This window comes from Micromonospora halophytica (genome assembly GCF_900090245.1).
Classification (GTDB): domain Bacteria; phylum Actinomycetota; class Actinomycetes; order Mycobacteriales; family Micromonosporaceae; genus Micromonospora; species Micromonospora halophytica.
The window spans coordinates 337,063-361,828 of the sequence record NZ_FMDN01000004.1 but is presented as its reverse complement, the minus strand read 5'-3'; the positions used below and the strand labels follow the sequence as shown (position 1 = coordinate 361,828).

General features: G+C 72.1%; 14 protein-coding genes. 12 read left to right on the top strand and 2 right to left on the bottom strand.

Going from position 1 to position 24,766, the window contains the following annotated elements; genetic code table 11:
• The 12 genes from GA0070560_RS09130 to GA0070560_RS09085 all read left to right on the top strand — a co-directional run.
• On the top strand, positions 1–2,996 hold a 2,996-nt coding region (locus GA0070560_RS09130), incomplete at its 5' end, for a type I polyketide synthase (protein ID WP_211565784.1).
• A 52-nt stretch (positions 2,997–3,048) separates the two neighbouring features.
• The gene (locus GA0070560_RS09125) at positions 3,049–13,500 is read left to right on the top strand and encodes a type I polyketide synthase (RefSeq protein ID WP_091293672.1); all 10,452 of its coding nucleotides are present in this window, start codon (positions 3,049–3,051) and stop codon (positions 13,498–13,500) included.
• Between the two features lie 14 nt (positions 13,501–13,514).
• Positions 13,515–14,291: an arylamine N-acetyltransferase gene (locus tag GA0070560_RS09120; protein WP_091293669.1), complete on the top strand. Its 777-nt coding sequence runs from the start codon at positions 13,515–13,517 to the stop codon at positions 14,289–14,291.
• A gap of 33 nt (positions 14,292–14,324) precedes the next feature.
• Positions 14,325–14,489 carry a hypothetical protein gene (locus tag GA0070560_RS28635; protein WP_170839334.1) on the top strand — a complete coding sequence of 55 codons (165 nt, stop codon included), beginning with the start codon at positions 14,325–14,327 and terminating at the stop codon, positions 14,487–14,489.
• Positions 14,486–15,547, top strand: a complete 1,062-nt coding sequence (locus tag GA0070560_RS09115; protein WP_091293667.1) for a 3-dehydroquinate synthase family protein — start codon at positions 14,486–14,488, stop codon at positions 15,545–15,547. The genes GA0070560_RS28635 and GA0070560_RS09115 overlap by 4 nt, the downstream gene beginning before the upstream one ends.
• Positions 15,544–16,815 carry a 3-deoxy-7-phosphoheptulonate synthase gene (locus tag GA0070560_RS09110; RefSeq protein ID WP_091293664.1) on the top strand — a complete coding sequence of 424 codons (1,272 nt, stop codon included), beginning with the start codon at positions 15,544–15,546 and terminating at the stop codon, positions 16,813–16,815. The genes GA0070560_RS09115 and GA0070560_RS09110 overlap by 4 nt, the downstream gene beginning before the upstream one ends.
• Positions 16,812–17,660, top strand: a complete 849-nt coding sequence (locus GA0070560_RS09105) for a shikimate dehydrogenase family protein (RefSeq protein WP_091293662.1) — start codon at positions 16,812–16,814, stop codon at positions 17,658–17,660. Before GA0070560_RS09110 ends, GA0070560_RS09105 begins: the two co-directional genes overlap by 4 nt.
• Positions 17,661–17,754: 94 nt before the next feature.
• Entirely contained in the window at positions 17,755–18,921 is a 1,167-nt protein-coding gene (rifK, locus tag GA0070560_RS09100; RefSeq protein WP_091293659.1) for a 3-amino-5-hydroxybenzoate synthase, read from the top strand.
• A complete protein-coding gene (locus GA0070560_RS09095) occupies positions 18,918–19,991 on the top strand; it encodes a Gfo/Idh/MocA family protein (RefSeq protein ID WP_091293657.1) in 1,074 nt (357 codons plus the stop codon). Before rifK ends, GA0070560_RS09095 begins: the two co-directional genes overlap by 4 nt.
• Before the next feature lie 11 nt (positions 19,992–20,002).
• Entirely contained in the window at positions 20,003–20,701 is a 699-nt protein-coding gene (locus GA0070560_RS09090) for an HAD-IA family hydrolase (protein ID WP_091293655.1), read from the top strand.
• A gap of 43 nt (positions 20,702–20,744) precedes the next feature.
• On the top strand, positions 20,745–20,975 hold the full coding sequence (locus GA0070560_RS29030; protein WP_211565782.1) for a hypothetical protein: 231 nt from the start codon (positions 20,745–20,747) through the stop codon (positions 20,973–20,975).
• A gap of 443 nt (positions 20,976–21,418) precedes the next feature.
• A complete protein-coding gene (locus tag GA0070560_RS09085; RefSeq protein WP_091293745.1) occupies positions 21,419–22,240 on the top strand; it encodes a methyltransferase domain-containing protein in 822 nt (273 codons plus the stop codon).
• Positions 22,241–22,456: 216 nt separating this feature from the next.
• Here the strand turns inward: GA0070560_RS09085 and GA0070560_RS09080 are convergent, their stop codons facing one another.
• On the bottom strand, positions 22,457–22,786 hold the full coding sequence (locus GA0070560_RS09080) for a non-heme iron oxygenase ferredoxin subunit (protein WP_091293652.1): 330 nt from the start codon (positions 22,784–22,786) through the stop codon (positions 22,457–22,459).
• Between the two features lie 279 nt (positions 22,787–23,065).
• Complete coding sequence (locus GA0070560_RS09075) at positions 23,066–24,334, bottom strand: cytochrome P450 family protein (RefSeq protein WP_091293649.1); 1,269 nt, start codon at positions 24,332–24,334, stop codon at positions 23,066–23,068.
• Between the last annotated feature and the right edge of the window lie 432 nt (positions 24,335–24,766).

The window sequence follows — 24,766 nt, the reverse complement described above, 5'->3', positions numbered from 1 at the left end:
GGGCCCGTGAGGCGGGGGTGCTCGACGGCGGGTACTGGTACGAGAATCTGCGTGGTCAGGTGCGGTTCGCGCCGGCGGTGGCGGATCTGCTCGGTCAGCGGTTCGGGGTGTTCCTCGAGGTGAGCGCGCATCCGGTGTTGGTGCAGCCGATCAACGAGATCGTCGATGACGCCGATGTGGTGGTGACCGGGTCGTTGCGGCGTGACGACGGTGGTCTGCGCCGGTTGTTGACCTCGATGGCCGAGTTGTTCGTGCGGGGCGTGCCGGTGGACTGGACCGGTGTGCTGCCGGCCGCAGCGGCGTCGGCGCGGGTGGAACTACCCACCTACGCCTTCGACCACCAGCACTACTGGCTCCGGACCGAGCAGTCCGCGACGGACCCGGAGTCGTTCGGCCAGTCGGCGACGGATCACCCCCTGCTGGGGGCGATGGTGCCACTGCCCGGGTCCGACGGCCGGGTGTTCACCTCACGCCTGTCACTGCGGACGCACCCCTGGCTGGCCGACCACGCGGTCGACGGGGTCGTGCTGCTACCCGGCGGCGCGCTGGTGGAGTTGGCGGTGCGGGCCGGCGACGAGGTCGGCTGTCCCGTGCTCGACGAACTCGTGACGGAGTCACCGCTGGTGGTGCCCGAGCACGGCGGCGTCCGGGTTCAGGTGGTCCTGAGCGGGCCCGGCGAGAACGGCGAACGGACGTTGGACGTGTACGCCCAACCGGACGACGGCAACGGGTGGACGCGGCACGCCACCGGAAGTCTGTCCGCCGCACAGCTGCCGGTCGACGATGTCGACTTCACGGCGTGGCCGCCGACGGGCGTCCAGCAGGTCGACATCGACGACCTCTACGCCGACCTGGCCGAGCGCGGCTACGGCTACGGCCCCGCCTTCCAGGGTCTGCGCGCGGTGTGGCGGCGCGGCGAGGAGGTCTTCGCCGAGGTCGCCCTCCCCGAGGAGCATCGCGGCGACGCCACCGCGTACGGCATCCACCCCGCGCTGCTCGACGCGGCCCTGCACCCGACGCTGCTGAGCGCGGCAGGCGGCGCGGACGAGCCGCAGGTGCCGCTCGACTGGCAGAGGTTGGCGCTGCACGCAGCCGGCGCCTCGGCGCTGCGGGTGAGGCTGCTTCACGGCGAGGCCGGCACCGTCTCGCTCGCGGCGGCCGACGGCACCGGCGCTCTGGTGGTGACCGTCGACTCGGTCGCGTCCCGGTCGGTCCCCGTCGAGAAGCTGGTGGCGACGACGGAGATCCACGACTCGTTGTTCCGGGTGGAGTGGACCGAGCTTTCCGCCGCGGCGGTGGGGCCGGTGGACGGTCGGCCCGACGTCGAGGTTCTGGAGGTGGCGGGCGGGCAGGACACGCTGGCCGCGACCTCGCGGGCGCTGGCCGCTCTGCAGACCTGGTCGGCCGGGTCGGACGAGACGCGGCTGGTGGTGGTGACCCGGGGGGCGGTGCCGGCCGGCGACGGGATGGTGGCTGATCCGGCCGCGGCGGCGGTGTGGGGTCTGGTGCGTTCCGCGCAGGCCGAGAACCCGGACCGGATCGTCCTGCTGGACCTCGATCGCGACGGCGTCGACGAGCCGGTGCTCGGGTTGGTGCTGGCGAGTGGGGAACCGCAGGTCGCGGTGCGCGCAGGGGCGCTGTTCGTCCCGCGTCTGGCCCGGGCCGGCGAGCAGGTACGCGAGGCCGGTGCCGGGTTCGATCCGGAAGGGACGGTCCTGGTCTCCGGTGCGGGCGTACTCGGGACGGTGTTGGCCCGACACCTGGTGATCCGGCACGGCGTGCGGCGCGTCGTGCTGGCCAGCAGGCGCGGCCCGGACGCGGACGGCATGGCGGACCTGGTGGCGGAGCTGGCGGAGCATGGCGGCGAGGTGTCGGTCGTCGCCTGCGACCTGTCGCACCGGGACCACGTGTCGGCCCTGTTGAGCGAGCACCGTCCGACCGCCGTCGTGCACACGGCGGGTGTGCTCGACGACGGTGTCACGGAGGCGTTGACTCCGCAGCGGCTGGCGCGGGTGTTCGCGCCCAAGGTGGATGCGGTGCGGCATCTCGACGAGCTGACCCGCGACATGGAACTCGACGCGTTCGTGGTGTTCTCGTCCGGGTCGGGCGTGTTCGGCTCTCCCGGTCAGGGCAACTACGCGGCGGCGAACGCCTTCCTGGACGCCGCGATGGCGAACCGACGGGCGAGCGGCCTACCCGGCCTGTCGTTGGCGTGGGGCCTGTGGGAGCAGGCCACGGGCATGACCGCGCATCTCGGCGGGGCCGACCAGGCCCGGATGAGCCGCGGCGGGGTGCGGCCGATGACGGCGGCGGAAGGCATGGCCCTGTTCGATGCCGCGCTCACCTCCGAGCAGGCGTTGTTGGTGCCGGTCAAGCTCGACCTTCGGGAGGTGCGCGCCGGCCGCGTGGTGCCGCACCTGCTGCGCGCTCTGGTGCGGTCGGGACGGCAGCAGGCGCGTACCACGACCGGCGGGGACGGCGGGTTGGCTCGGCGGCTCGTCGGACTTGCCCCGGCGGAGCAGGAGACGCTGCTGTTGGACCTGGTACGCGCTCAGGTCGCGGTGGTACTCGGATACTCCGGTGCCGCGGCCGTGCGGGCCGACGGGGCGTTCAAGGACGCCGGGTTCGACTCGTTGACGTCGCTGGAGCTGCGCAACCGGCTACGGGAGGCGACCGGCCTGAAGTTGCCCGCGACGATGGCCTTCGACTATCCCACTCCGTACGTCCTCGCACGTCACCTGCGCGACCAGCTCGGCACCGGCGGCGACGCGCTCGCCCAGGTCAACGCCAGGATCGAGGAGGTCGAGTCGCTGATCGGCGGCCTGACCCTCGACGCGTCCACGAGATCCGCCGTCACGCTGCGCCTGCAAGGGCTGGTGGCCAGGTGCAACGGGGTCCGCGAACAGGCGGACGTCGCCTCGGTGGCGGAGCAGCTCGAAGCCGCGTCCGCCGACGACGTCCTCGACTTCATCGACGCGGAACTCGGACTCGCCTGACACCGGATCGACGCTCCCACCCTTCGACACCTTCGCGTAAGGACAGACGAGAATGGCCACGGACGAAAGACTTCTCCAGTACCTCAAGCGCGTCACGGCCGAGCTGCACACCCTCAAGCAGCAGGGCTCGCGGCACGCCGAGGAGCCGCTGGCCGTCGTGGGGATGGCGTGCCGGTTCCCGGGTGGCGTGTCCTCCCCGGAGGACCTGTGGCGGCTGGTGGCCGACGGGGTGGACGCCCTCTCCGACTTCCCCGAGGACCGGGGCTGGAACCTGGAGGGCCTCTTCGACCCCGACCCGGACCATCCCGGCACCTCGTACACCAGCCAGGGCGGCTTCCTGCAGGGCGCCGGGCAGTTCGACGCCGGCTTCTTCGGGATCTCGCCCCGGGAGGCGTTGGCGATGGACCCGCAGCATCGGCTGCTGCTGGAGACGTCGTGGGAGGCCCTGGAGGACGCCGGCGTCGACCCGACGTCCTTGAAGGGCACGGACGTCGGGGTGTTCTCCGGCGTGTTCACCCAGGGCTACGGGGCCGGTTCGATTACCCCGGAGCTGGAAGGCTTCGCCGGCACCGGGTCGGCGTCGAGCGTCGCGTCCGGCCGGGTGTCGTACTCCTTCGGGCTCGAGGGCCCGGCGGTCACCATCGACACGGCCTGTTCGTCGTCGCTGGTGGCGATCCACCTGGCCGCACAGGCGCTGCGGTTGGGGGAGTGCTCGATGGCGCTGGCCGGTGGCGCGACCGTGATGCCGACGCCCGGCACCTTCGTGGCGTTCTCACGGCAGCGGGTGATGGCCGCCGACGGGCGGAGCAAGGCGTTCGCCGCGGCCGCTGACGGCACCGGCTGGTCCGAGGGTGTCGGTGTCGTGGTGCTGGAGCGCCTGTCGGTGGCGCGCGAGCGTGGGCACCGGATCCTGGCCGTGCTGCGGGGCAGCGCGGTGAACCAGGACGGCGCGTCGAACGGCCTGACGGCGCCGAACGGACCGTCGCAGCAGCGGGTGATCCGCAAGGCCCTGGCCGGCGCCGGGCTGACGCCGGCGGAGGTGGACGCCGTGGAGGCCCACGGGACGGGGACCGCCCTGGGCGACCCGATCGAGGCGCAGGCGCTCATCGCGACCTACGGCCAGGGCCGTGAGCCGGACCGCCCGCTCTGGCTGGGCTCGGTCAAGTCCAACATCGGTCACACCCAGGCGGCCGCGGGAGTGGCCGGCGTGATCAAGATGGTGCAGGCGCTGCGGCACGGTGTGCTGCCGCCCACGCTGCACGTGGACGAACCCACGCCGGAGGTCGACTGGTCCGCCGGCGCGGTCGAGCTGCTGACCGAGAGCCGCGGCTGGCCGCGCGACGGTCGGCCGCGCCGGGCCGGCGTGTCCGCGTTCGGGATCAGCGGGACCAACGCGCACGTGATCCTCGAAGAGGCGCCCGCCGACGAGGAGGTGGCGTCGACGGATCCATCCACCGGGCTGGTGCCGCTGGTGGTGTCGGCGGGCGGTGCGGCCTCCCTGCGGGGGCAGGCGGAGCGGTTGGCATCGTTCCTCGGCGGTGCCGACGTGCCGCTGCCCCGGGTGGCCGGGGCGTTGCTGTCCGAACGGGCGCTGCTGAGTGAGCGCGCCGTGGTGGTCGCGGGGTCGACCTCGCAGGCGGTGGCCGGGCTGGCCGCGCTCGCCGGTGGTCAGGCCGCGCCCGACGTGGTGACCGGTTCGGCGGCGCCGGGCAAGGTCGTGCTGGTCTTCCCGGGGCAGGGCTCGCAGCGGGTCGGCATGGGCACCGAGCTGTACGACCGGTATCCGGTGTTCGCGCAGGCGTTCGACGAGGCCTGCCGGCACCTGGACTCGTGTCTGGCCGGGTGGATCGATCACCCGGTACGCGACGTGGTGCTGAACAAGCTGCCGCGAAGCGGTGACCTGCTGAACCAGACGGTGTTCACGCAGGCCGGCCTCTTCGCGACCGAATGCGCCCTGTACCGGCTCGTGGAGTCGTGGGGCATCCGGCCGGACGCGGTGATCGGACATTCGATCGGCGAGATCACCGCCGCCCACGCGGCGGGCGTGCTGTCGCTGGCCGACGCGGCGCGGGTCGTCGCGGCACGTGGCCGGCTCATGCAGGCGCTGCCGCCGAACGGCGCGATGGCCGCGGTGGCCGCCGGGGAAGCGGAGGTCGGCGACTTCCTGGGCGAGGGCGTGGAACTCGCGGCGGTCAACGGCCCCTCTTCCGTCGTGCTCTCCGGCGACCACGACGCCGTCCTCGCCGCCGCGGACCGGCTGCGCGAACGTGGTCACAAGACCAAGCAACTCGTGGTCTCGCACGCGTTCCACTCACATCTGATGGAGCCGATGCTGGCCGAGTTCGCCGCGGAGCTCGCCGACGTGGCGTGGCAGCCGCCGGCGATCCCGGTGGTGTCGAACGTGACCGGCCGTCTGGCGGAAACCGGCGAGTTGGCGGACCCGCGGTACTGGGCCGAACACGTACGCCGGCCGGTGCGCTTCGCCGACGGGATCGCCGCCGCGGTGGCGTACGGCGGAACCCTGTTCGTGGAACTCGGGCCGGGTGCGGCGTTGACCGCGATGGTGACGGAGACCGCCATGGCGATCGACGCGGAGGTCACCTGCGTTCCGGCCCTGCGCGACGGCCGCCCGGAGGATCAGGCGCTGCTGACCTCGGTGGCCGAGTTGTTCGTCCGCGGCGTCCCCGTCGACTGGACCACCCTGCTGCCCCCGGCGGCCGGGCACGTCGACCTGCCCACGTACGCCTTCGACCGGCAGAACTACTGGCTCCCGCCCGGCGAGGCCGCGACGGACGCCGCGTCGTTGGGGCAGTCCGCGGTCGACCACCCGCTGCTGGGTGCCGTGGTGCGACTGCCGCAGTCGGACGGGTTGGTGTTCACGTCGCTGTTGTCGCTCCGGTCGCACCCGTGGCTGGCCGACCACGCGATCGGCGGCGTGGTGCTCCTCGCCGGCACCGGGCTGGTCGAACTGGCGGTCCGCGCCGGCGACGAGGTCGGCTGCGGGGTGCTCGAGGAACTCGTGATCGAGGCGCCGCTGGCCGTCCCGGAGCGCGGCGGGGTACGGATCCTGGTGGCCGTCGGTGCCCCGGGCGAGACCGGGACACGCCCGGTGGACGTGTACTCGGCGCGCGACGACGACGCCGACGCGTGGACCCGGCATGCCACCGGGTTCCTGTCGGACGGGCCGGTGGGTCGGGGCTCCGGCTTCGACTTCGCCGCCTGGCCGCCGCCGGGTGCACGACCGGTCGGGACGGAGGACTTCTACACCGACCTGGCCGAGCGTGGCTACGCGTACGGTCCGTCGTTCCAGGGGCTGCGGAGGGTGTGGCGGCGGGGCGAAGAGGTGTTCGCCGAGGTCGCGTTGCCGGAGGAGGCAGGTACGCAGGCGGGCGGTGGGTTCGGCATCCACCCCGGGCTGCTGGACTCCGCCCTGCACGCCGGCATGCTCGGCACCGCCGCGGCGGAGGAGTCCGGGCCGCCGGTGCTGCCGTTCGCGTGGAACGGGATGGTGCTCCACGCCGCCGGCGCGTCGGCGCTGCGGGTGCGGATCGTGTCCGCCGGTCCCAGCGCCATCTCGGTGGAAGCCGCCGACGAGACCGGTGGGCTCGTGGTGTCGGTGGACGCACTGGTGTCCCGGCCGGTGTCCACCGAGCAGTTGGATGCGGCGGCGGGCGGCCGCGACGCACTGTTCCGGTTGGCGTGGACCGAACTGCCCGCGATCTCCGCGCACGTCCCGTCCTCCTGGGTGTCGGTGGCCACGGTCGACGACGTGGCGGCCCTGGCCGGCGATGCGCCGTCGACGGCGGTGTTCGAGGTGGTCGGCGAGGACGATCCGCTGGCCGTGACCTCGCGGGCGCTGGGCGTCGTCCAGGCGTGGCTCGACGCGGGGCCGCAGGAGTCCCGGCTGACGGTGGTGACTCGGGGTGCGGTGCCGGCCGGTGCCGGCGCGGTGGCTGATCCGGCCGCGGCGGCGGTGTGGGGTCTGGTGCGTTCCGCGCAGGCCGAGAACCCGGACCGGATCATCCTGCTGGACCTCGACCCCGACGGCGAGGTCGAGCAGGTGCTCGGGTCCGTGCTGGCTTCGGGGGAGCCGCAGGTCGCCGTTCGCGGCGCCACGTTCCTGGTTCCCCGGCTCGCCCGTGTCACCGACCGGGCGGGCGACCCTCCCACCCTGTTCGGTCCGCAGGGTCCGGTCCTGGTCACCGGGGGCACCGGGTCGCTGGGCGCGTTGGTGGCGCGGCATCTGGTGTCCCGGCACGGGGTACGCCGGCTGGTCCTCGCCAGCCGGCGCGGCCGGGACGCCGACGGTGCGGCAGCGTTGGTGGCCGAGCTGACCGAGCAGGGCGCGACCGTCTCGGTCGTCGCGTGCGACGTGTCGGACCGGGACCAGCTGGCGGGTCTGCTGGCCGAGCACCGCCCGACGGGCGTGGTGCACACGGCAGGTGTGCTGGACGACGGTGTGATCGGCGCGTTGACCCCCGACCGGCTGGCCACCGTGTTCGCGCCGAAGGTCGACGCGGTGCGACACCTGGACGAACTCACCCGGGACATGGACCTCGAAGCGTTCGTGGTGTTCTCGTCCGCGTCCGGTGTGTTCGGATCGGCCGGTCAGGGCAACTACGCGGCGGCGAACGCCTTCCTGGACGCGGCGGTCGCCCGACGTCGGGCAGCCGGTCTGCCGGCCGTGTCGCTGGCGTGGGGCCTGTGGGAGCAGGCCGACGGCATGACCGCTCACCTGGGCGGCGCCGACCAGGCCCGGGCGAGCCGCGGCGGTGTCCTGGCGATAACGCCCGCCGAGGGCATGGAACTCTTCGACGCCGCCGTCGGCTCGGGGCAGGCACTCCTCGTCCCGGTCAAGCTGGACCTCCGGGCGGTCCGCTCGAACGTGCCGTACCTGCTGCGCGGTCTGGTCCGGCCGACCCGACAGCAGGCGCGCGCCGCGTCCGCCGAGGATCGTGGGCTGGCCCGCCGGCTGGCCGGTCTCGCGCCGGCCGAGCAGGAGGCGCTCCTGCTGGACCTGGTACGCGGTCAGGTCGCGCTCGTGCTCGGGCACGCCGGCGCGGACGCCGTGCGTCCGGACACGGCGTTCAAGGACGCCGGATTCGACTCGTTGACCTCGGTCGAGCTGCGCAACCGGATACGCGAGGCGACCGGCCTGACGTTGCCCGCGACGCTGGTCTTCGACTACCCCAGTCCGATCGCCCTGGCGCGCTATCTACGTGACGACCTGGGCGACACGGTGGCCGGCACGCCGGCGGCGGTCGTCGCGGTGGCGGACCCGGAGGAGCCGATCGCCATCGTGGGCATGGCCTGTCGGTTGCCCGGCGGCGTGGCGAACCCGGACGACCTGTGGCGGCTGGTGTGCGAAGGCCGCGAGGGCGTGTCGCCCTTCCCGGACGACCGCGGCTGGGACCTGGCGGACCTCTTCGACCCGGACCCCGACAACCGGGGCACGTCGACCACGAGCCAGGGCGGCTTCCTGCAGGACGCGGCGCTGTTCGACGCCGGGTTCTTCGGGATCTCGCCGCGTGAGGCGTTGGCCATGGACCCGCAGCAGCGACTGCTGCTGGAGGTGTCCTGGGAGGCCCTGGAGGGCGCCGGCATCGACCCGACCTCGCTGAAGGGCAGCGACGTCGGCGTCTTCACCGGGGTGTCCGCGCAGGGCTACGGGATGGGCGTGTCCACGCCCGAACTGGAGGGCTTCGCGAGCACGGCCGGAGCATCGAGCGTGGCGTCCGGCCGGGTGTCGTACGTGTTCGGGTTCGAGGGGCCGGCGATCACCATCGACACGGCGTGCTCGTCCTCCCTGGTGGCGATGCACCTTGGCGCGCAGGCGCTGCGGCAGGGCGAGTGCTCGATGGCGCTGGCCGGCGGCGCGACCGTGATGGCGACGCCGGGCACTTTCGTGGCGTTCTCCCGGCAGCGTGGCCTGGCCGGGGACGGGCGGTGCAAGGCGTACGCGGACGGCGCGGACGGCACCGGCTGGGCCGAGGGCGCCGGCGTGGTGGTCCTGGAGCGGTTGTCGGTGGCGCGGGAGCGGGGTCACCGGGTGTTGGCCGTGCTGCGGGGCAGCGCGGTGAACCAGGACGGCGCCTCCAACGGTCTGACCGCGCCGAACGGGCCGTCGCAGCAGCGGGTGATCCGCCGTGCCCTGGCGAGCGCCGGGCTGCACCCGTCCGACGTGGACGTGGTGGAGGGACACGGCACCGGGACGGCGCTGGGCGACCCCATTGAGGTGCAGGCTCTGCTGACCACCTACGGGCAGGAGCGGGAGCCCGGCAACCCGCTGTGGCTCGGCTCGATCAAGTCGAACATCGGTCACGCGCAGTCGGCGGCGGGCGTCGCCGGTGTCATCAAGATGGTGCAGGCGCTGCGGCACGACGTCCTTCCCCCGACCCTGCACGTGGACGCGCCCACGACCCAGGTCGACTGGTCCGCAGGCGCGGTGGAGCTGCTGACGGAGGCGCGTGAGTGGCCGCGGAACGGCCGTCCGCGTCGAGCGGGTGTGTCGTCGTTCGGGATCAGCGGGACGAACGCGCATCTGATCATCGAGGAGGCGCCGGTCGAAAAGACGCAGCTCGTCTCCGCGCCGTCGCCGGACGTCGTGGTGCCGATGGTGCTGTCGGCGCGCAGCGCTGCGTCGCTGACCGGGCAGGCCCGACGGCTGGCGAAGTTGGTCGAGGGCTCCGACGAGGTGTCGCCGGCGGACCTGGCCCGGGCGCTGGTCTCCGGGCGGGCCGTGTTCGCCGAGCGGGCCGTCGTGGTGGCGGGGTCCCGGGTGGAGGCGCTGGCCAACCTGCGGGCGCTGGCTCAGGGCGAGGACGCGCCCGGCGTGGTGGTGGGCAGGACGGCCGCCTCGGGCCTGCCGGGGAAGCTGGTCTGGGTGTTTCCGGGCCAGGGCGCGCAGTGGGTCGGCATGGGGCGGGAGCTGCTGGAGTCGTCTCCGGTCTTCGCCGAGCGGATCTTCGAGTGCGCCTCGGCGTTGGAGCCGTGGGTCGGCTGGTCTCTGGTGGACGTGCTGCGGGGTGAGTGCGATCCCGAGCTGATGGAACGGGTCGACGTGCTCCAGCCCGCGAGCTTCGCGGTCATGATGGGACTGGCGGCGGTGTGGGCCTCGGTCGGTGTGGTTCCTGACGCGGTCCTCGGTCACTCCCAAGGGGAGATCGCCGCGGCGTGTGTGGCGGGTGCGTTGTCGCTGGAGGACGCGGCCCGGGTGGTGGCGTTGCGCAGCAGGGCCATCGCCACGGAACTGTCCGGGCGCGGTGGCATGGCCTCGGTCTCACTCGGTGAGAACGAGGTCGCCGGACGGCTGGCGCGGTGGGCCGGACGCGTCGAGGTGGCCGCGGTCAACGGGCCCGGTTCGGTGGTGATCGCCGGCGACGCCGAGGCGTTGGACGAGGCGGTGGAGGCGTTGTCGGCTGACGGCGTCCGGGTGCGGCGGATCGCGGTGGACTACGCCTCGCACACCCGGCATGTGGAACGCGTCCGGGAGACCCTCGCGGCAGCGCTGGTCGGGATCGGTGCGCAGGCGCCACTGGTGCCGTTCTTCTCGACCGTGACCGGTGAGTGGATCCAGGGCGCCGGGGTCGTCGACGGTGGGTACTGGTTCCGCAACCTGCGCCAGCAGGTGGGTTTCGGCACCGCCCTGGCGGATCTGATCGACCAGGGGCACAAGGTGTTCGTCGAGGTCAGCGCTCACCCGGTGCTGGTCCAGCCGATCACGGAGAGTGCCGACGACACCGATGCGGTGGTCGTCGGGTCGCTGCGGCGTGACGATGGCGGGCTGCCCCGGCTGCTCACCTCCATGGCCGAGCTGTTCGTCCGTGGCGTCGCGGTGGACTGGAGCGCCGTCCTGCCGACCCCGACCGGGCGGGTGGATCTGCCGACGTACGCCTTCGACCACCAGCACTACTGGCTCCACGCGGCCGAGCCCGCCACCGACGCCGCCTCGTTGGGCCTGGCCGGGGCCGACCACCCGATGCTCGGCGCGGTCGTGCACCTGCCGCAGTCCGACGGTCTCGTGTTCACCTCGCGCCTGTCCCTGAGGTCCCACCCCTGGCTGGCCGACCACGCGGTCAGGGACGTCGTCGTCGTTCCCGGCGCCGGGTTGGCCGAGTTGGCGGTGCGCGCCGGGGACGAAGCCGGATGCTCCGTGGTCGACGAACTCGTGATCGAGGCGCCGCTGGTGGTGCCCCGGCACGGTGGGGTACGCGTGCAGGTCGCACTCAGCGGGCCGGGTGACGACGGCTCACGTACCGTCGAGGTCTTCTCCCAACGGGAGGACGCCGCCGGTGACGTCGGCGCGGACAGGTGGGTCCGGCACGCCACCGGTGTGCTCGCGGTCCCGGTGGAACTGGGGCGCAGCGGCGGCGGCTTCGACTTCACCGCCTGGCCGCCCCCCGGCGCGCAGCCGCTGGACATCAGTGACGGCTACCGGCGGCTCGCGCAGGTGGGTTACGGGTACGGGCCCACGTTCCAGGCGGTCCGGGCGGTGTGGCGGCGCGACGAGGAACTCTTCGCCGAAGTCGCGCTCGGTGAGGAGCACCGGGAGGAGGCCGGCAGGTTCGGCATCCACCCCGCGTTGCTGGACGCGGCCCTGCACTCGACCCTGCTCGGCGCGTCCGCCGACGGGTCTGGCAAGCGGGAGCTGTCGCTGCCGTTCGCGTGGAACGGGCTGCGACTGCACGCGGCGGGCGCCGCGGTGCTGCGAGTGCGGGTCACGAGCCCCGATCCCGACGCGATGGCGCTCGAAGCCGTGGATGAGGCCGGCGGCCCGGTCGTGACGATGGAGTCGCTGGTGGGTCGGCCGGTGTCCCGGGAGCAGTTGGACGCCGCGGCGGCAGCAACCGTGCTCACCGACTCGTTGTTCGAGGTGGAGTGGGTCGGGTCGCGCCCGGCTCGGGCGGAGCCCGCGCCGTCCTGGCTGCTCGTCGCGGATGCGGAACAGGTGGCGACCCTCGCCGACGACGTGCTGTCGGGGACGGCGGGCGCTCCGGCGGCGGTGGTCATGGAAGCCGTCGGCGGCGGTGACGTGCTGGAGCGCACCAGCGGGGTGCTGGACGTGGTCCAGTGCTGGCTGGACGGGGGCGGGTTCGAGGAGTCGCGGTTGATGATCGCGACGCGGGGCGCGGTGCCCGCCGGTGACGGCGTGGTGACCGATCCCGCCGGTGCGGCGGTGTGGGGCCTGGTCCGTGCCGCCCAGGCGGAGAACCCCGACCGGATCGTTCTGGTCGACCTCGATCCGCGTTCCGGCGACGGAGCGGAGTCCGTGCTGGGCGCTGTGCTGGCTTCCGGTGAGCCGCAGGTCGCGGTCCGCGACGGGGCGCTGTCGGTGCCGCGGCTGGCCCGTGTCGCCGCTTCAGTCCCGGCCGCCGGGGAGGTGTTCGGTCCCGACGGGACGGTGCTGATCACCGGTGGCACCGGGGCGTTGGGCGGCCTCGCGGCCCGGCACCTGGTCGCCCGGCACGGCGTGCGGCGGCTGGTGCTGGCCAGCAGGCGCGGTCCGGACGCCGAGGGCGCGTCGGCTCTCCTCGCCGAACTCACCGGGCAGGGTGCCGACGTGTCGGTGGTGGCCTGCGACATGTCCGACCGGGATCAGGTGGCGGATCTGCTGGCGCGGCACCGCCCGACCGCCGTCGTGCACACGGCCGGCGTCGCGGACGCCGGGGTGATCGGGACGGTGACCCCGGACCGGCTGGCGGAGGTGTTCGCGCCGAAGGTGGACGCGGTGCGGCACCTCGACGAGTTGACCCGTGAGCTGCCCCTCGACGCGTTCGTCGTCTACTCGTCGGTGTCGGCGGTGTTCATGGGCGCCGGCAGCGGCAGTTACGCGGCGGCGAACGCGTTCCTGGACGGGTTGATGGCTCACCGCCGGTCGCTGGGCCTGCCGGGGCTGTCGCTGGCGTGGGGCCTGTGGGAGCAGACCCGCGGCATGGCGGCCGGCACCGACGACCTCGCCAGGTCCCGGATGAACCGGCGTGGCGGACTCCTGGCGCTGACCCCTGCGGAAGGCATGGAACTCTTCGACGCCGCCGTCGGCTCCGGCAGGACGCTGCTGGTGCCCGCGAAGCTGGACCTGCGCGGGGTCCGCGCCGACGCGGCGGCGGGCGGCGCGGTGCCGCACATGCTGCGTCGCCTGGTCCGGGTGGGCCGGCAGCAGGCGCACACCTCGGCCGGCCACGAGCCCGGGCGGCTCTCCGAGCGGTTGGCGGGACTGCCGGCCACCGAGCAGGTCAGGATCCTGCTCGACCTGGTACGGGCTCAGGTGGCCTCGGTCCTCGGCCACAGCGCGACCCACCACGTCGAGGCGGACCAGGGACTGTTCGAGATCGGCTTCGACTCCCTCACCGCCATCGAACTGCGCAACCGACTGCGGGACATCACCGACCGCAAGATCGCGGCCAACCTCGTCTTCGCCCATCCGACGCCAGAAATGATCGCCAATCACCTGTACGAGCTGATCTGCAGCGACCAGGCCGTCACCCCGGTGGCGATCTCCGTCTGAAAGAGGGTGAGGACATGTTCGACGTGGACGTCTATCTGCGCAGAATCGGCTGCGGGCGACAGACCGGTGTGAGCGTCGACGCGTTGCGGACGCTGCACAAGAGGCATCTCATGGCGATTCCGTACAGCAGTCTCGCCTACGGCATCGGCGATGGAACGGACGTGGTCGACCTCGACGAGGACGCGGTGTTCCAGCGCAGCGTCGTCGACGGGCGCGGCGGCGCCTGCTACCACCTGAACCGGCTGTTCCACCGGCTCCTCGGCGAACTGGGCTACGACGTCACGCTGCTGGCGGGCAGCACCGCCGAAGGCCGGGCCGGGCTCGGGACCGACATCGAGCACATGTTCAACCGGGTCACCCTGGGCGGCGACGAGTGGCTGGTGGACGTCGGCTACCCGGGCCCGACCTACGTCGAGCCGCTGCGGCTCTGCGACACGGTGCAGGCGCAGTACGGCAGCCAGTTCCGCCTGGTCGAGCAGGCGTCGGGGTTCGCGCTGCAACGAAGGGGAGTGGCCACCCGGTGGGGGGTCGTCTACACCTTCACGACGAAGCCCCGCCAGTTCGGCGACTGGAAGGAGCTGGAGGACAACCTGCGGGAGATTCTGTCGGACCCGGGGCGGGACGACACCCGGGAGGTCCTGTGCGGCCGGGCCGTCGAGAACGGTCAGGTGTTCCTGCGACAGCGCCGGCACCTGACCGTCCGGAACGGCCGTGAACAGGTGCGCACGATCACCGACGACGCCGAGCACCGGATGCTGCTGTCCCGCATCCTCTCCGGCGATCTCGACTGAGCTCGCGTTCGGTCGGCACCAGAAAGGGAGACGATGGAGAACGAGGACCGTCCGTTCGCAGGGTTCGTCAACTTCTGGCGGATCTGCTTCGAGGAGTACGCCCGGTTCGTGTGGGCCTTCTACGGCGGCGTGACCCTGACGCAGGCCGTGGACCCCACCCGCCGGAGCGCGCAGGACGCACCGAAGAAGGCGCCGTGAGAAGGACAGTCCCGGTACGACTCGGAGATCGCTCCTACGAGGTGGTCGTCGGTCCGGGAGTGCGTAACTCGCTCGCCGAGGTGGTTCGCCGACTGGGCGCCGAACGGGCCGTCGTCGTGTCGGCCCGCCCCGATGAATGGGTGCCGGACACGGGCGTGGAGACCCTGCTGCTGCCTGCCCGGGACGGCGAGCAGGGCAAGACCCTCGCCACCGTGGAGGCGCTGTGCGGTGAGTTCGTCCGGTTCGGGCTCACCAGGTCCGATGTCGTCGTCTCCTGCGGTGGCGGGACGACCACCGACGTCGTCGGACTGGCGGCCGCGCTCTACCACCGGGGCGTGGACGTGATCCACCTGCCCACGTCGCTGCTCGCTCAGGTGGACGCCAGCGTCGGCGGGAAGACGGCGGTGAACCTGCGGGAGGGCAAGAACCTGGTCGGCGCGTTCTGGCAGCCCCGCGCGGTGCTGTGCGACACGGACTACCTGTCGACCCTCCCCGCTCGGGAGATGCTGAGCGGTCTCGGCGAGATCGCCCGCTGTCACTTCATCGGCGCCGGTGACCTGCGCGGGCTGCCACTCACTGAGCAGATCGCCGCCAGCGTGACCCTCAAGGCGGGCATCGTGGAGGTGGACGAGCGGGACGCCGGGAAGCGGCATCTGCTCAACTACGGCCACACGCTGGGCCACGCGTTGGAGCTGGCGACCGGGTTCGCGCTACGTCATGGCGAGGCGGTCGCCGTCGGCACGGTCTTCGCGGGCCGGTTGGCACATGCGCTGGGTCGTGTCGACCGGTCCAGAGCGGATGAGCACCTGGCGGTGGTGCGCCACTACGGCCTGCCCACCGCTCTGCCCGCGGAGGTCGATCCCGAGCTCCTCGTCCGCCAGATGCACCGGGACAAGAAGGCGGTCAGCGGGCTCGGCTTCGTCCTCGACGGGCCGGAAGGCGCGCAGCTGGTGACCGACGTGCCGCAGGAGGTGGTCTTCCGGGTCCTGGCCGGGATGCCGCGTGCGCCGATGGACTCGCTCGTCGGGGCCGCCACGCCCGATGCGGTGCTGACATGAGACGGTTTCCGTGCCGGCCGGCCGAGACCGGAGCCCCGGCCCACGAGCGCTGCTTCGCCGACCAAGTCCTGGGCCGCCGGTTGGACGAGGCGCTGGCCCGCCCCGCCGCGCAGCAGCCGTCCTGGCCGGCCCCGGAGCGGGCCGGCGCCGTGATCGAGCAGCTTCAGCGCGCCGACCCGATCGTGGTGCCGGCCGAGACGGCGCAACTGGCCGACCAGCTCGCCTCGGTCGCCCGCGGCGAGGCGTTCCTGCTGCAGGGGGGTGACTGCGCCGAGACGTTCGTCGACAACACCGAAGCGCATCTGCACGCCAATCTGCAGGTCCTGTCGCGGATGTCGGCCGAGCTGACCCACGCCGCCGGCATGCCGGTGGTCACCGTCGCGCGGATGGCCGGGCAGTACGCCAAGCCCCGGTCCAATGCCGTGGACGCCTCGGGCCTTCCGGTCTACCGGGGCGACATCATCAATTCCGCGGAGCCCACCGCGGAGGCCAGAACCCCTGATCCGCAGCGCATGCTGCGTGCCCACGCGCATTCGGCCGGCGCGATGCGGGTGATCCGGGGTGTCCGCGCGAGCGGGGTCTACATCAGCCACGAGATGCTCCTGCTGGAGTACGAGCGGGCCGGGCTCTGGGCGGACGCCTGCGGGCCCGGGGCGCGGCTGACGAGCGGGCTCGCGCACTTCCTGTGGATCGGTGAGCGCACCCGTCAACTCGACGGGGCCCATGTCGCGTTCGCCGAGCTGATCTCCAACCCGATCGGCCTCAAGCTGGGTCCGAGCGTGACCCCGGAGCTGGCCGTCGAGTACGTGGAGCGCCTCGACCCGCACGCCACACCGGGTCGGCTGACGCTGGTGAGCCGGATGGGGCACGACCGCGTCCGCGACGTCCTGCCACCGATCGTGGAGAAGGTCACCGCCTCCGGGCACCAGGTGGTGTGGCAGTGCGACCCGATGCACGGCAACACCCGGAACTCGCGGAACGGTTTCAAGACCCGACACTTCGACCACGTCGTCGACGAGATCGCCGGCTTCTTCGACGTACACCGTGGTCTCGGCACCCACCCTGGCGGGATCCACGTCGAGGTGACCGGTGAGGACGTCACGGAATGCCTCGGTGGCACCTCGGGGATCGCCGAGCACGAGCTGCCCACCCGCTATCGGACCGCCTGCGACCCACGGCTGAACGCCGAGCAGTCGATCGAGCTCGCATCCTGCGTCGCGGAGCTGCTGGCCGCCCGCCGCACGGGCGTCCAGGCGCGGTCCCGATGAACGGCACCGCGCGCATCAGCGGCACCACCCGCCTGTACGTCGTGCTGGGTTGTCCGGTCACCCAGGTCCGGTCGCCCGCGTTGATGAACCCGCTCTTCGCCCGGCTGGGCGTCGACGCGGTGCTGGTCCCGGTGCACGCGAGGCCGGAGCACCTCGAACGGATCGTCGACGGGCTGCGGTGCGTGGGCAACGTCGACGGCATCTTCGTCACGGTGCCGCACAAGGCGGCTGTCGTCGCGTTCGCCGACCGGTGCAGCCCGATGGTGCAGATCGCCGGGAGCGCCAACGCGTTGCGGCGGGAGGCCGACGGCAGCTGGTACGCGGAGACCTTCGACGGTCTGGGTTTCGTGGCCGGTCTGGTGAACGCCGGCCACGACCCGAGGGGCAGGCGGGTGGTGCTCGTCGGGGCGGGCGGCGCGGGCAGTGCCATCGCCGCGGCGCTGCTGGCGGCCGGCGTCGACGGGTTGTCGGTGTGCGACCCGGACGCCGGCAGACTGGCCGGGCTCCGCTCCCGCCTGGACGCGCACTGGCCGGGCCGGACCGTCACCTCGGCCGGACCGGAGCTGGACGTCGCCGACATCGTCGTGAACGCCACGCCCCTCGGGCTCGACCCCGGTGATCCACTGCCGTTCCGGCCGGATCTTCTGCGGCCGGGCGGTGTGGTGGCGGACATCATCATGAATCCCCGGGAGACCCGTCTTCTCCGTGAAGCGGCGGCACTGGGGCACCACGTCCATTACGGAATCCACATGCTCGATGGCCAACTGGACTCGTACCGTGCCTTTTTCCGACTGGATGACGCGGCGACGACTACCAGACCGAGGGATGTAAGCCGCCAAACGTGAACATAGCCTGACGCGGAGGCTGGAATCGCAATTCCGCACACACTGCCGTTCACGCTTTTCCTCAGCCGGACCCCTACGGATAATTCGGAGAGACATGGACGTGCGACAGGCACCAGAATTCCCCGCGTGGCCTCAGTACGACGATGCGGAGCGTGACGGCCTGATCCGTGCGCTCGAGCAGGGCCAGTGGTGGCGCATGGGCGGAGACGAGGTGGACTCGTTCGAGCGCGAGTTCGCCGACCACCACGGCGCCGAGCACGCGCTGGCGGTCACGAACGGCACGCACGCGCTGGAACTCGCCCTTCAGATCATGGGCGTCGGGCCGGGCACCGAGGTCATCGTGCCGGCCTTCACCTTCATCTCCTCCTCCCAGGCGGCCCAACGGCTGGGCGCGGTCACGGTCCCGGTCGACGTGGACCCGCACACGTACAACATCGACCCCGCCGCGGTCGCCGCCGCCGTCACCCCACGCACCAAGGTGATCATGCCGGTGCACATGGCCGGTCTCATGGCGGACATGGACGCGCTGGCGAAGATCTCCGCGGAGAGCGGCGTGCCGCTGCTGCAGGACGCGGCGCACGCCCACGGCGCGCAATGGCAGGGCAGACGCGTCGGCGAACTCGGCAGCATCGCCACGTTCAGCTTCCAGAACGGCAAGCTGATGACCGCGGGCGAGGGCGGCGCCGTGACCTTCCCCGAGGGCGAGACGGAGAAGTACGAGACGGCGTTCCTGCGGCACAGCTGTGGCCGACCGCGCAACGACCGTCGGTACCTGCACCGGATCTCCGGGTCCAACATGCGTCTCAACGAGTTCTCCGCATCCGTGCTGCGGGCGCAGCTGCGTCGCCTCGACGCGCAGACCGCGGTGCGCGACGAGCGCTGGACGCTGTTGTCCCGGCTGCTGGGGGCGATCGACGGTGTGGTGCCTCAGGGCGGCGACCTGCGCGCCAACCGTAATTCGCACTACATGGCGATGTTCCGCGTCCCCGGGATCAGCGAGGAGGACCGCAACGCCCTGGTCGATCGGCTCGTGGCGAGGGGCCTGCCCGTCTTCGCGGCGTTCCGCGCGATCTACCGCACCGACGCCTTCTGGGAGTTCGGCGCACCCGACGAGAGCCTCGACGCGATCGCGGAGCGCTGCCCCCACACCGACGCCATCAGTCGGGACTGTCTCTGGCTGCACCACCGGGTCCTGCTGGCCGGGGAGCAGGAGATGCACGCGACGGCCGAGATCGTCGCCGACGTCCTGGCCACCCTGTGAGCGTCCGGGTCGCGGTGGTCGGGCTCGGCTGGGCGGGGCGGGAGCTGTGGCTGCCGCTGCTGCGCAAGCATGCGGACTTCGAGGTGGTCGCCGCCGTCGACGCCGACCCGGCGTCGCGCGCGGCGTTCCGGGAGGCGACCGGCGTCGCCGCGCACCCTGCCGTGGACGCGCTCACCGCGCGCGACGTCGACCTGGCCGTCGTCGCGGTCCCCAACCATCTGCACGTCGAGGTGGCGGGCGCCCTGCTCGCCACCGGCATCTCCGTCTTCATCGAGAAGCCGGTCTGCCTGACCTCGGCCGAGGCGGACATCCTCGCCATGGCCGAGCGCAGGGGCGGGATGCTGCTGGCCGGCAGCGCCGCCCGGTACCGGGGCGATGTCGGGGCCCTGCGGCGGGTCCTGCCGGATCTCGGCGACATCCGGCACGTCGACCTGGGGTGGGTGCGGGCCCGGGGCGTGCCGGCGGGCGGCTGGTTCACCCGACGCGACAAGGCCGGCGGGGGAGCCCTGTTCGACCTCGGCTGGCACCTGCTCGACACGCTGGCCTTCCTGCTCGGCCCGGCCAGCTTCACCCAGGTGATCGGCGTGACCTCGGACGACTTCGTCAATGCCGACGCCTGGCACGCGGCGTGGCGGGACGACCAGCCCCGCGCGCACGTCGCCGACGTGGAGGACACGGCACGCGGCTTCCTGGTGCGTGACGACGGTGTCTCGGTCTCCCTGCGGGCCTGCTGGGCGTCGCACCAGGCGCGGGACGTGTCGTCGATCCATGTCGAGGGCAGCGCCGGGGCCGCGGACCTCAGGTGCACCTTCGGCTTCAGCTCCAACCGTCAGCCGGAATCCGAGCTGACGGTGACCCGGGAGGGCACCACGACGCGGCTCGTGGTGCCGACCGAGCCGATCGGCGTCGAGTACACCCGGCAACTGGACGGGCTCGCCACGATGCTGGCCGATCCCGGCACCCGTGGCCGCGCCATCGCCGAGGCCCGGCCCATCGTGCGGATGATCGAGAGCTTCTACGCGTCGGCGGGATCGGCGCGCGCCCGGCGGGCGGTGCCCGCGTACCGGTAGAGAGGTGTTCCATGGCATTCCCGATCGTCGACCGGCCAGCTGCGGCGACCGACACCTCGACGCCGGTCAGGCACGCGGTCATCTTCGATCTCGACGGGGTCGTCGTCGACAGCTTCGCGGTGATGAGCGAAGCCTTCGCCATCGCGTACGCCGAAGTCGTCGGCGACGGCCCGGCGCCCTTCGAAGAGTATCGCCGCCACCTGGGTCGCTACTTTCCGGACATCATGCGGATCATGAACCTGCCGCTGGCGATGGAGGAGCCGTTCGTCCGCGAGAGCTACCGACTCGCCGACCAGGTGCAGGTCTTCGACGGCATCCTCGAACTGCTGTTGACCCTGCGGGTCCGGGGTCTGCGGCTGGCCGTCGCCACCGGCAAGAGCGGGCCTCGCGCACGCTCCCTGCTCGACCGGCTCGGCCTGCTCCCGTTCTTCGCCCACGTGATCGGCTCCGACGAGGTTGCCCGCCCCAAGCCGGCCCCCGACATCGTGCGGCACGCCCTGAACCTGCTGGACGTGCCGCCCGAGCGGGCCATCATGGTCGGTGACGCGCCGACCGACCTGGCCAGCGCCCGGGGCGCCGGCGTCGCCTCGGCGGCGGCGCTGTGGGCGCCGCTGGAGGACGTCGGCGAGCTGCTCGCCGGCGGCCCCGACGTGGTGCTGCACCGCCCGGCTGACCTGCTGGCCCTCTGCCCGGCCGTCCCTGCCGGCTGACGCGTGGAGACGGCGCACCACCTCGCGGGCGGTGGGGGTCGCGATGCCCGCGACGGTCGACCCGGCAGGCCGGATCACCTCGTGGCCCAGCCGGCCGGAGTGGACCGGCCTGGACCTGGACGCGTCACTGCCTGTGCCTCAGGCGGTCGCGTCCGGACCGGCCACCCTGCACCGCGCGGGTCGACTGCGGGGAGCGGACGTCACCTTCGAGTCGCTGCACGGCGCGGTGGCGCTCGCCCGCCTGATCGCGCCACCGCCGGCGCGGCCCGCGTAGCAGCGTCCATCGGCGCCACCTCCGCCCGGCGTCCCGTTCCGCCCCGCCGACCGCCACCGCTGCCGTCAGTCGTGAATGACCAGGGCCGATCCGGCGCTGCCCGACAGCCGGCGTCAAACCCGCCCCGGCGGGTGGGAGGTCAGGGGCCGTGTCCCGGTCCGTCACCGCTATCAAGGCGAGGTATGCCCGGCCGGGCGCGCCTGCCCTAGCCTACGAATGCTCGTACGAATCACCGATGGTCGAAGGGCAGTCACAGGCACGGCGGTGCGGGCCGTCGCATTGACTGTCAGCAATGTGTCACCGCGCTGGAGCCGCTGCCCTCGGTCATTCCGCGACCGCGCCGGCAGCTTCCCGTCATCACTCCGCTGCGAAACAGTGCGGTGGTCTGCCTGCGCCCGTCGTGGATCGTCCCGCCGGAACAGAATGACACTTGAGGGGTAGTGGTGACAAAGCCGACACCGTCCAACATCGGGCAGGCCTACGACAACTTTGCAGATCTGCTCGACCAGCTCTGGGGCGAGAATCTGCACCACGGCTATTGGAACGACTCGTCCGACGACGCGTCGTTCGAAGTCGCCACCAGTCGTCTGACCGACAAGCTCGCCGGACTGCTGACCATCGAGCCGGGCGATCGCCTGCTCGACATCGGTTGCGGCATTGGCGAGCCGGCCATCAGGCTGGCCACCGCGCACGACATCGTGGGTGTCGGAATCTCGATCGCGAAGGGCCAGGTGGAACGGGCCAACGACCGCGCTGCCGCCGCCGGACTGGCCGACCGGCTGTCCTTCCAGTTCGCCGACGCCATGGAGCTGCCGTTCCCGGACGAGTCGTTCGACGTCGTCTGGGCACTGGAATCCCTGCACCACATGCCGGATCGGTGGCAGGTGGTCCGGGAAGCGGCCAGGGTGCTGCGGCCCGGGGGACGGCTGGCGATCGGCGATTTCCTGCTCCGCAGCGTCGACGGGACTGCGGCCGACGCCTCCAGCGTCGACCTGGTCCGAACGGGTGTGCTCAAGTTCGTCGACATCGACGAGTACCAGGCCAACCTGCGCGCCGTCGGGCTGCTGCCCGAGGCGATCGAGGACGTCAGCGACCACACCCGACCGTCGTGGGCCAAGGCCGCGGAACGGTTCGAGGCGGCACGCGATCTCGCCGAGCAGCACATCGGGGCGGAGCAGTTCGGTGTCACGCTGTCGCGGTTCCGCCAGTTCGCTGACGAACCGGCGGTGGGGTACGTCCTGCTCACCGCTCGCAAGCCCGGCTGAGCACGGGGCCGGGCCGGCCGCTCGGGTCGTCCGCCCGGACGGTGCAGCGCCGCGGCTTCCGGAGTGGCCCGCAGTACAACTGCGGGCCACTCACCCCGGGTCGTCACACCGCTGGTTTCCGATCAGCCGGCGGCGACCGGTGACGACGTACGGCCCGGTCGACGCGGGGTAGCGCCCCTGGACGCACGGGTCCCGCACCTCTTGTCGACGGGGCAGTCAGTTCACGGTGGTGCCGAGGTCGACGAACACGTCCTCCCCGTCGATGCGGACCGGGTAGACGTCCACCGGAACGACGGCAGGCGGGGAGGTCGGCGCGCCGGTGCGCAGGTCGAAACACGCTCCGTGCAGCCAGCACTCGATCCCCTTGCCGGTGACCGCGCCCGTCGACAACGTCGCCAGTGCGTGCGAGCACTGGTCCCGCAGAGCGTGCACCTCGTCCCCGACGCGCACCAGCACGACGGGGAGGTCACCGACCTCGACGGCAAGAGGCGCCTTGTCGTCCAGGTCGGACAGCGCACACACCCGGACCTCCTTCGGCCTGCGCATGCGAACGAACCCCTCTCTGTTGAGAACGTGCTGGCCTGCCAGACAGGCTCGGCTGATCAACCGTCGGACGGCGTGCAGGTCCTGGCGGTTCGGTCGTCGAACCGCCAGGACCTGCACCCCGAGGCGAGGCGAATCAGCCGAGCCTGCCGACTCGCCGGCGGCGGTACGCGGACGAGGCAGGTCGTGGCGAATGGAACCGACGCACCCACTTCCCGACGAACGACGGCCAGGACGTTGCTTCCAGGCCGCCGGCCGGATGTGGCCTGTGCGCCGGGGTGCTCAGACGAGCTTCAGCGGGAGGGTCCTGGTCCGGGTGAACCCGGGCCGCAGGATCCACGGAATCTCCTCGCGCGGCACGGCGAGGGAGAGGTCGGGGAACCGGGTGAACAGCCCCTGCAGCGCCACCTCTGCCTCCTGGTAGGCGAGGTGCTGACCGAGGCAGCGGTGGATGCCCTTGCCGAACCCCAGATGACTCTCACTGCCGACGGCCAGCCGGTCGATGATCAGTTTGTCGGGGTCGGGGAACTTGCGCGGGTCGGTGTTCGCGGCCAGCAGCAGCGGCGCCACCGGCGCGCCCCTCGGGATCGTCACGCCGCCCAGCTCGATGTCCTCCGAGGGGAACCTCGGCTGCGCGAACTGGATCGGGCCCAGGCGTTGCAGCTCGCGCACCGCCTGCGGCCACATCGACGGGTTCTCCTTCAGCCGCGCGAGCTGTTCGGGGTTCTCGAGGAGAATGATGACCGAGTTGCCGATGAGGTACGTCGTGGTCTGGTGGCCGGCGGTCACCAGACTGAACAGAATGCCGATGATCTCGTCGTCGGAGACCCGGCTCGGGTCCTCGGTCTGCGCCTGAACGAGCGCGGTGACAAGGTCGTCCTGGGGTTCGGCGCGCCTCTTCTCGATCAACTCCCGCGCGAGCTCGATGCACTTGAGCAGCGTGGTGGGGATGCGCTCGCCGTTCATCGTGGCCATCGAGTCGCCCCAGGCACGCCAGTGCGGCCGGTCGGGCTCGTCGATTCCGACCAGCTCACAGATCACGGTGACCGGCAGCGGGTAGCAGTACTCCTCGACGAGGTCGACCGGTGAGCCGTCCTTGCCGTCCTCGGCCAGCTTGTCGAGCAGATCCGCGGTGATCTTCTCGACCCGGGGGCGCAGCTTGCCGATCCGGTGGGCGGTCAGCGCGTACGAGACCAGCTTGCGCAGCCGGGTGTGGTCCTCGCCGTCGGAGACGTTGAGGAGGTTGGCCATCCACGGGATCAGGTCCGGCGGGAAGTCCAACCGCTTGAACACGCCGTCGCGGATGTCCGCGATGGTCGAGTCGGGCGGCGGGTTGGTGAGAAACCGCGGGTCGGTGAGGACCTGGCGCACGTCCTCGTAGCGGGTGACGAGCCACATCTCGGGCCCGCCCATCATGGTGCCGATGTTCAGCGTCCCGGTGTCTGGCCCGGTTTCCTCGCGCAACCGCGCGTACCAGCCGAACGGGTCGGCGACCACTTCTGGTGAGAACAGGTCGACCGGTTTGGCCGATGTCTCGGCAGTGGTGGTCATGAGCCCCTCCCTTTCGTCTTGAAAAGCCTGCGCTCGGTAGGCATGGGGGCGGGCGCTCTGCGGCGCCGTTTCGGCAAACGATAGGAAGGGTCGGCAGGCTGAGCATCCCCCAACCTGATAGGTGTGGGTGCCGGGCCCCGGCGCCGATCACGCGATCTGCATGTCGGTGGCCTGCCGAACCCGGCCGCGGTGTGCCCGCTGTCGTAGCGCTATCAGGACGAGGGATGTGCGGCCGGTGACGCCGTCCTAGTCTCCCGGAGACGCGTGCAGATCGACGTCGACCGCAAGGCGGTGCCCCGTGGGGTGGTCCGGTGCCACCATCGACCCTTGGCAGATCGGCGGACATGACGCGCTGTCTGCCGGAGAGTGAAGAAAGGTCTCTGTGGTGACGACCGAGACGACGAAGACCCCGCCCGCCGGCGAGTCACTTCC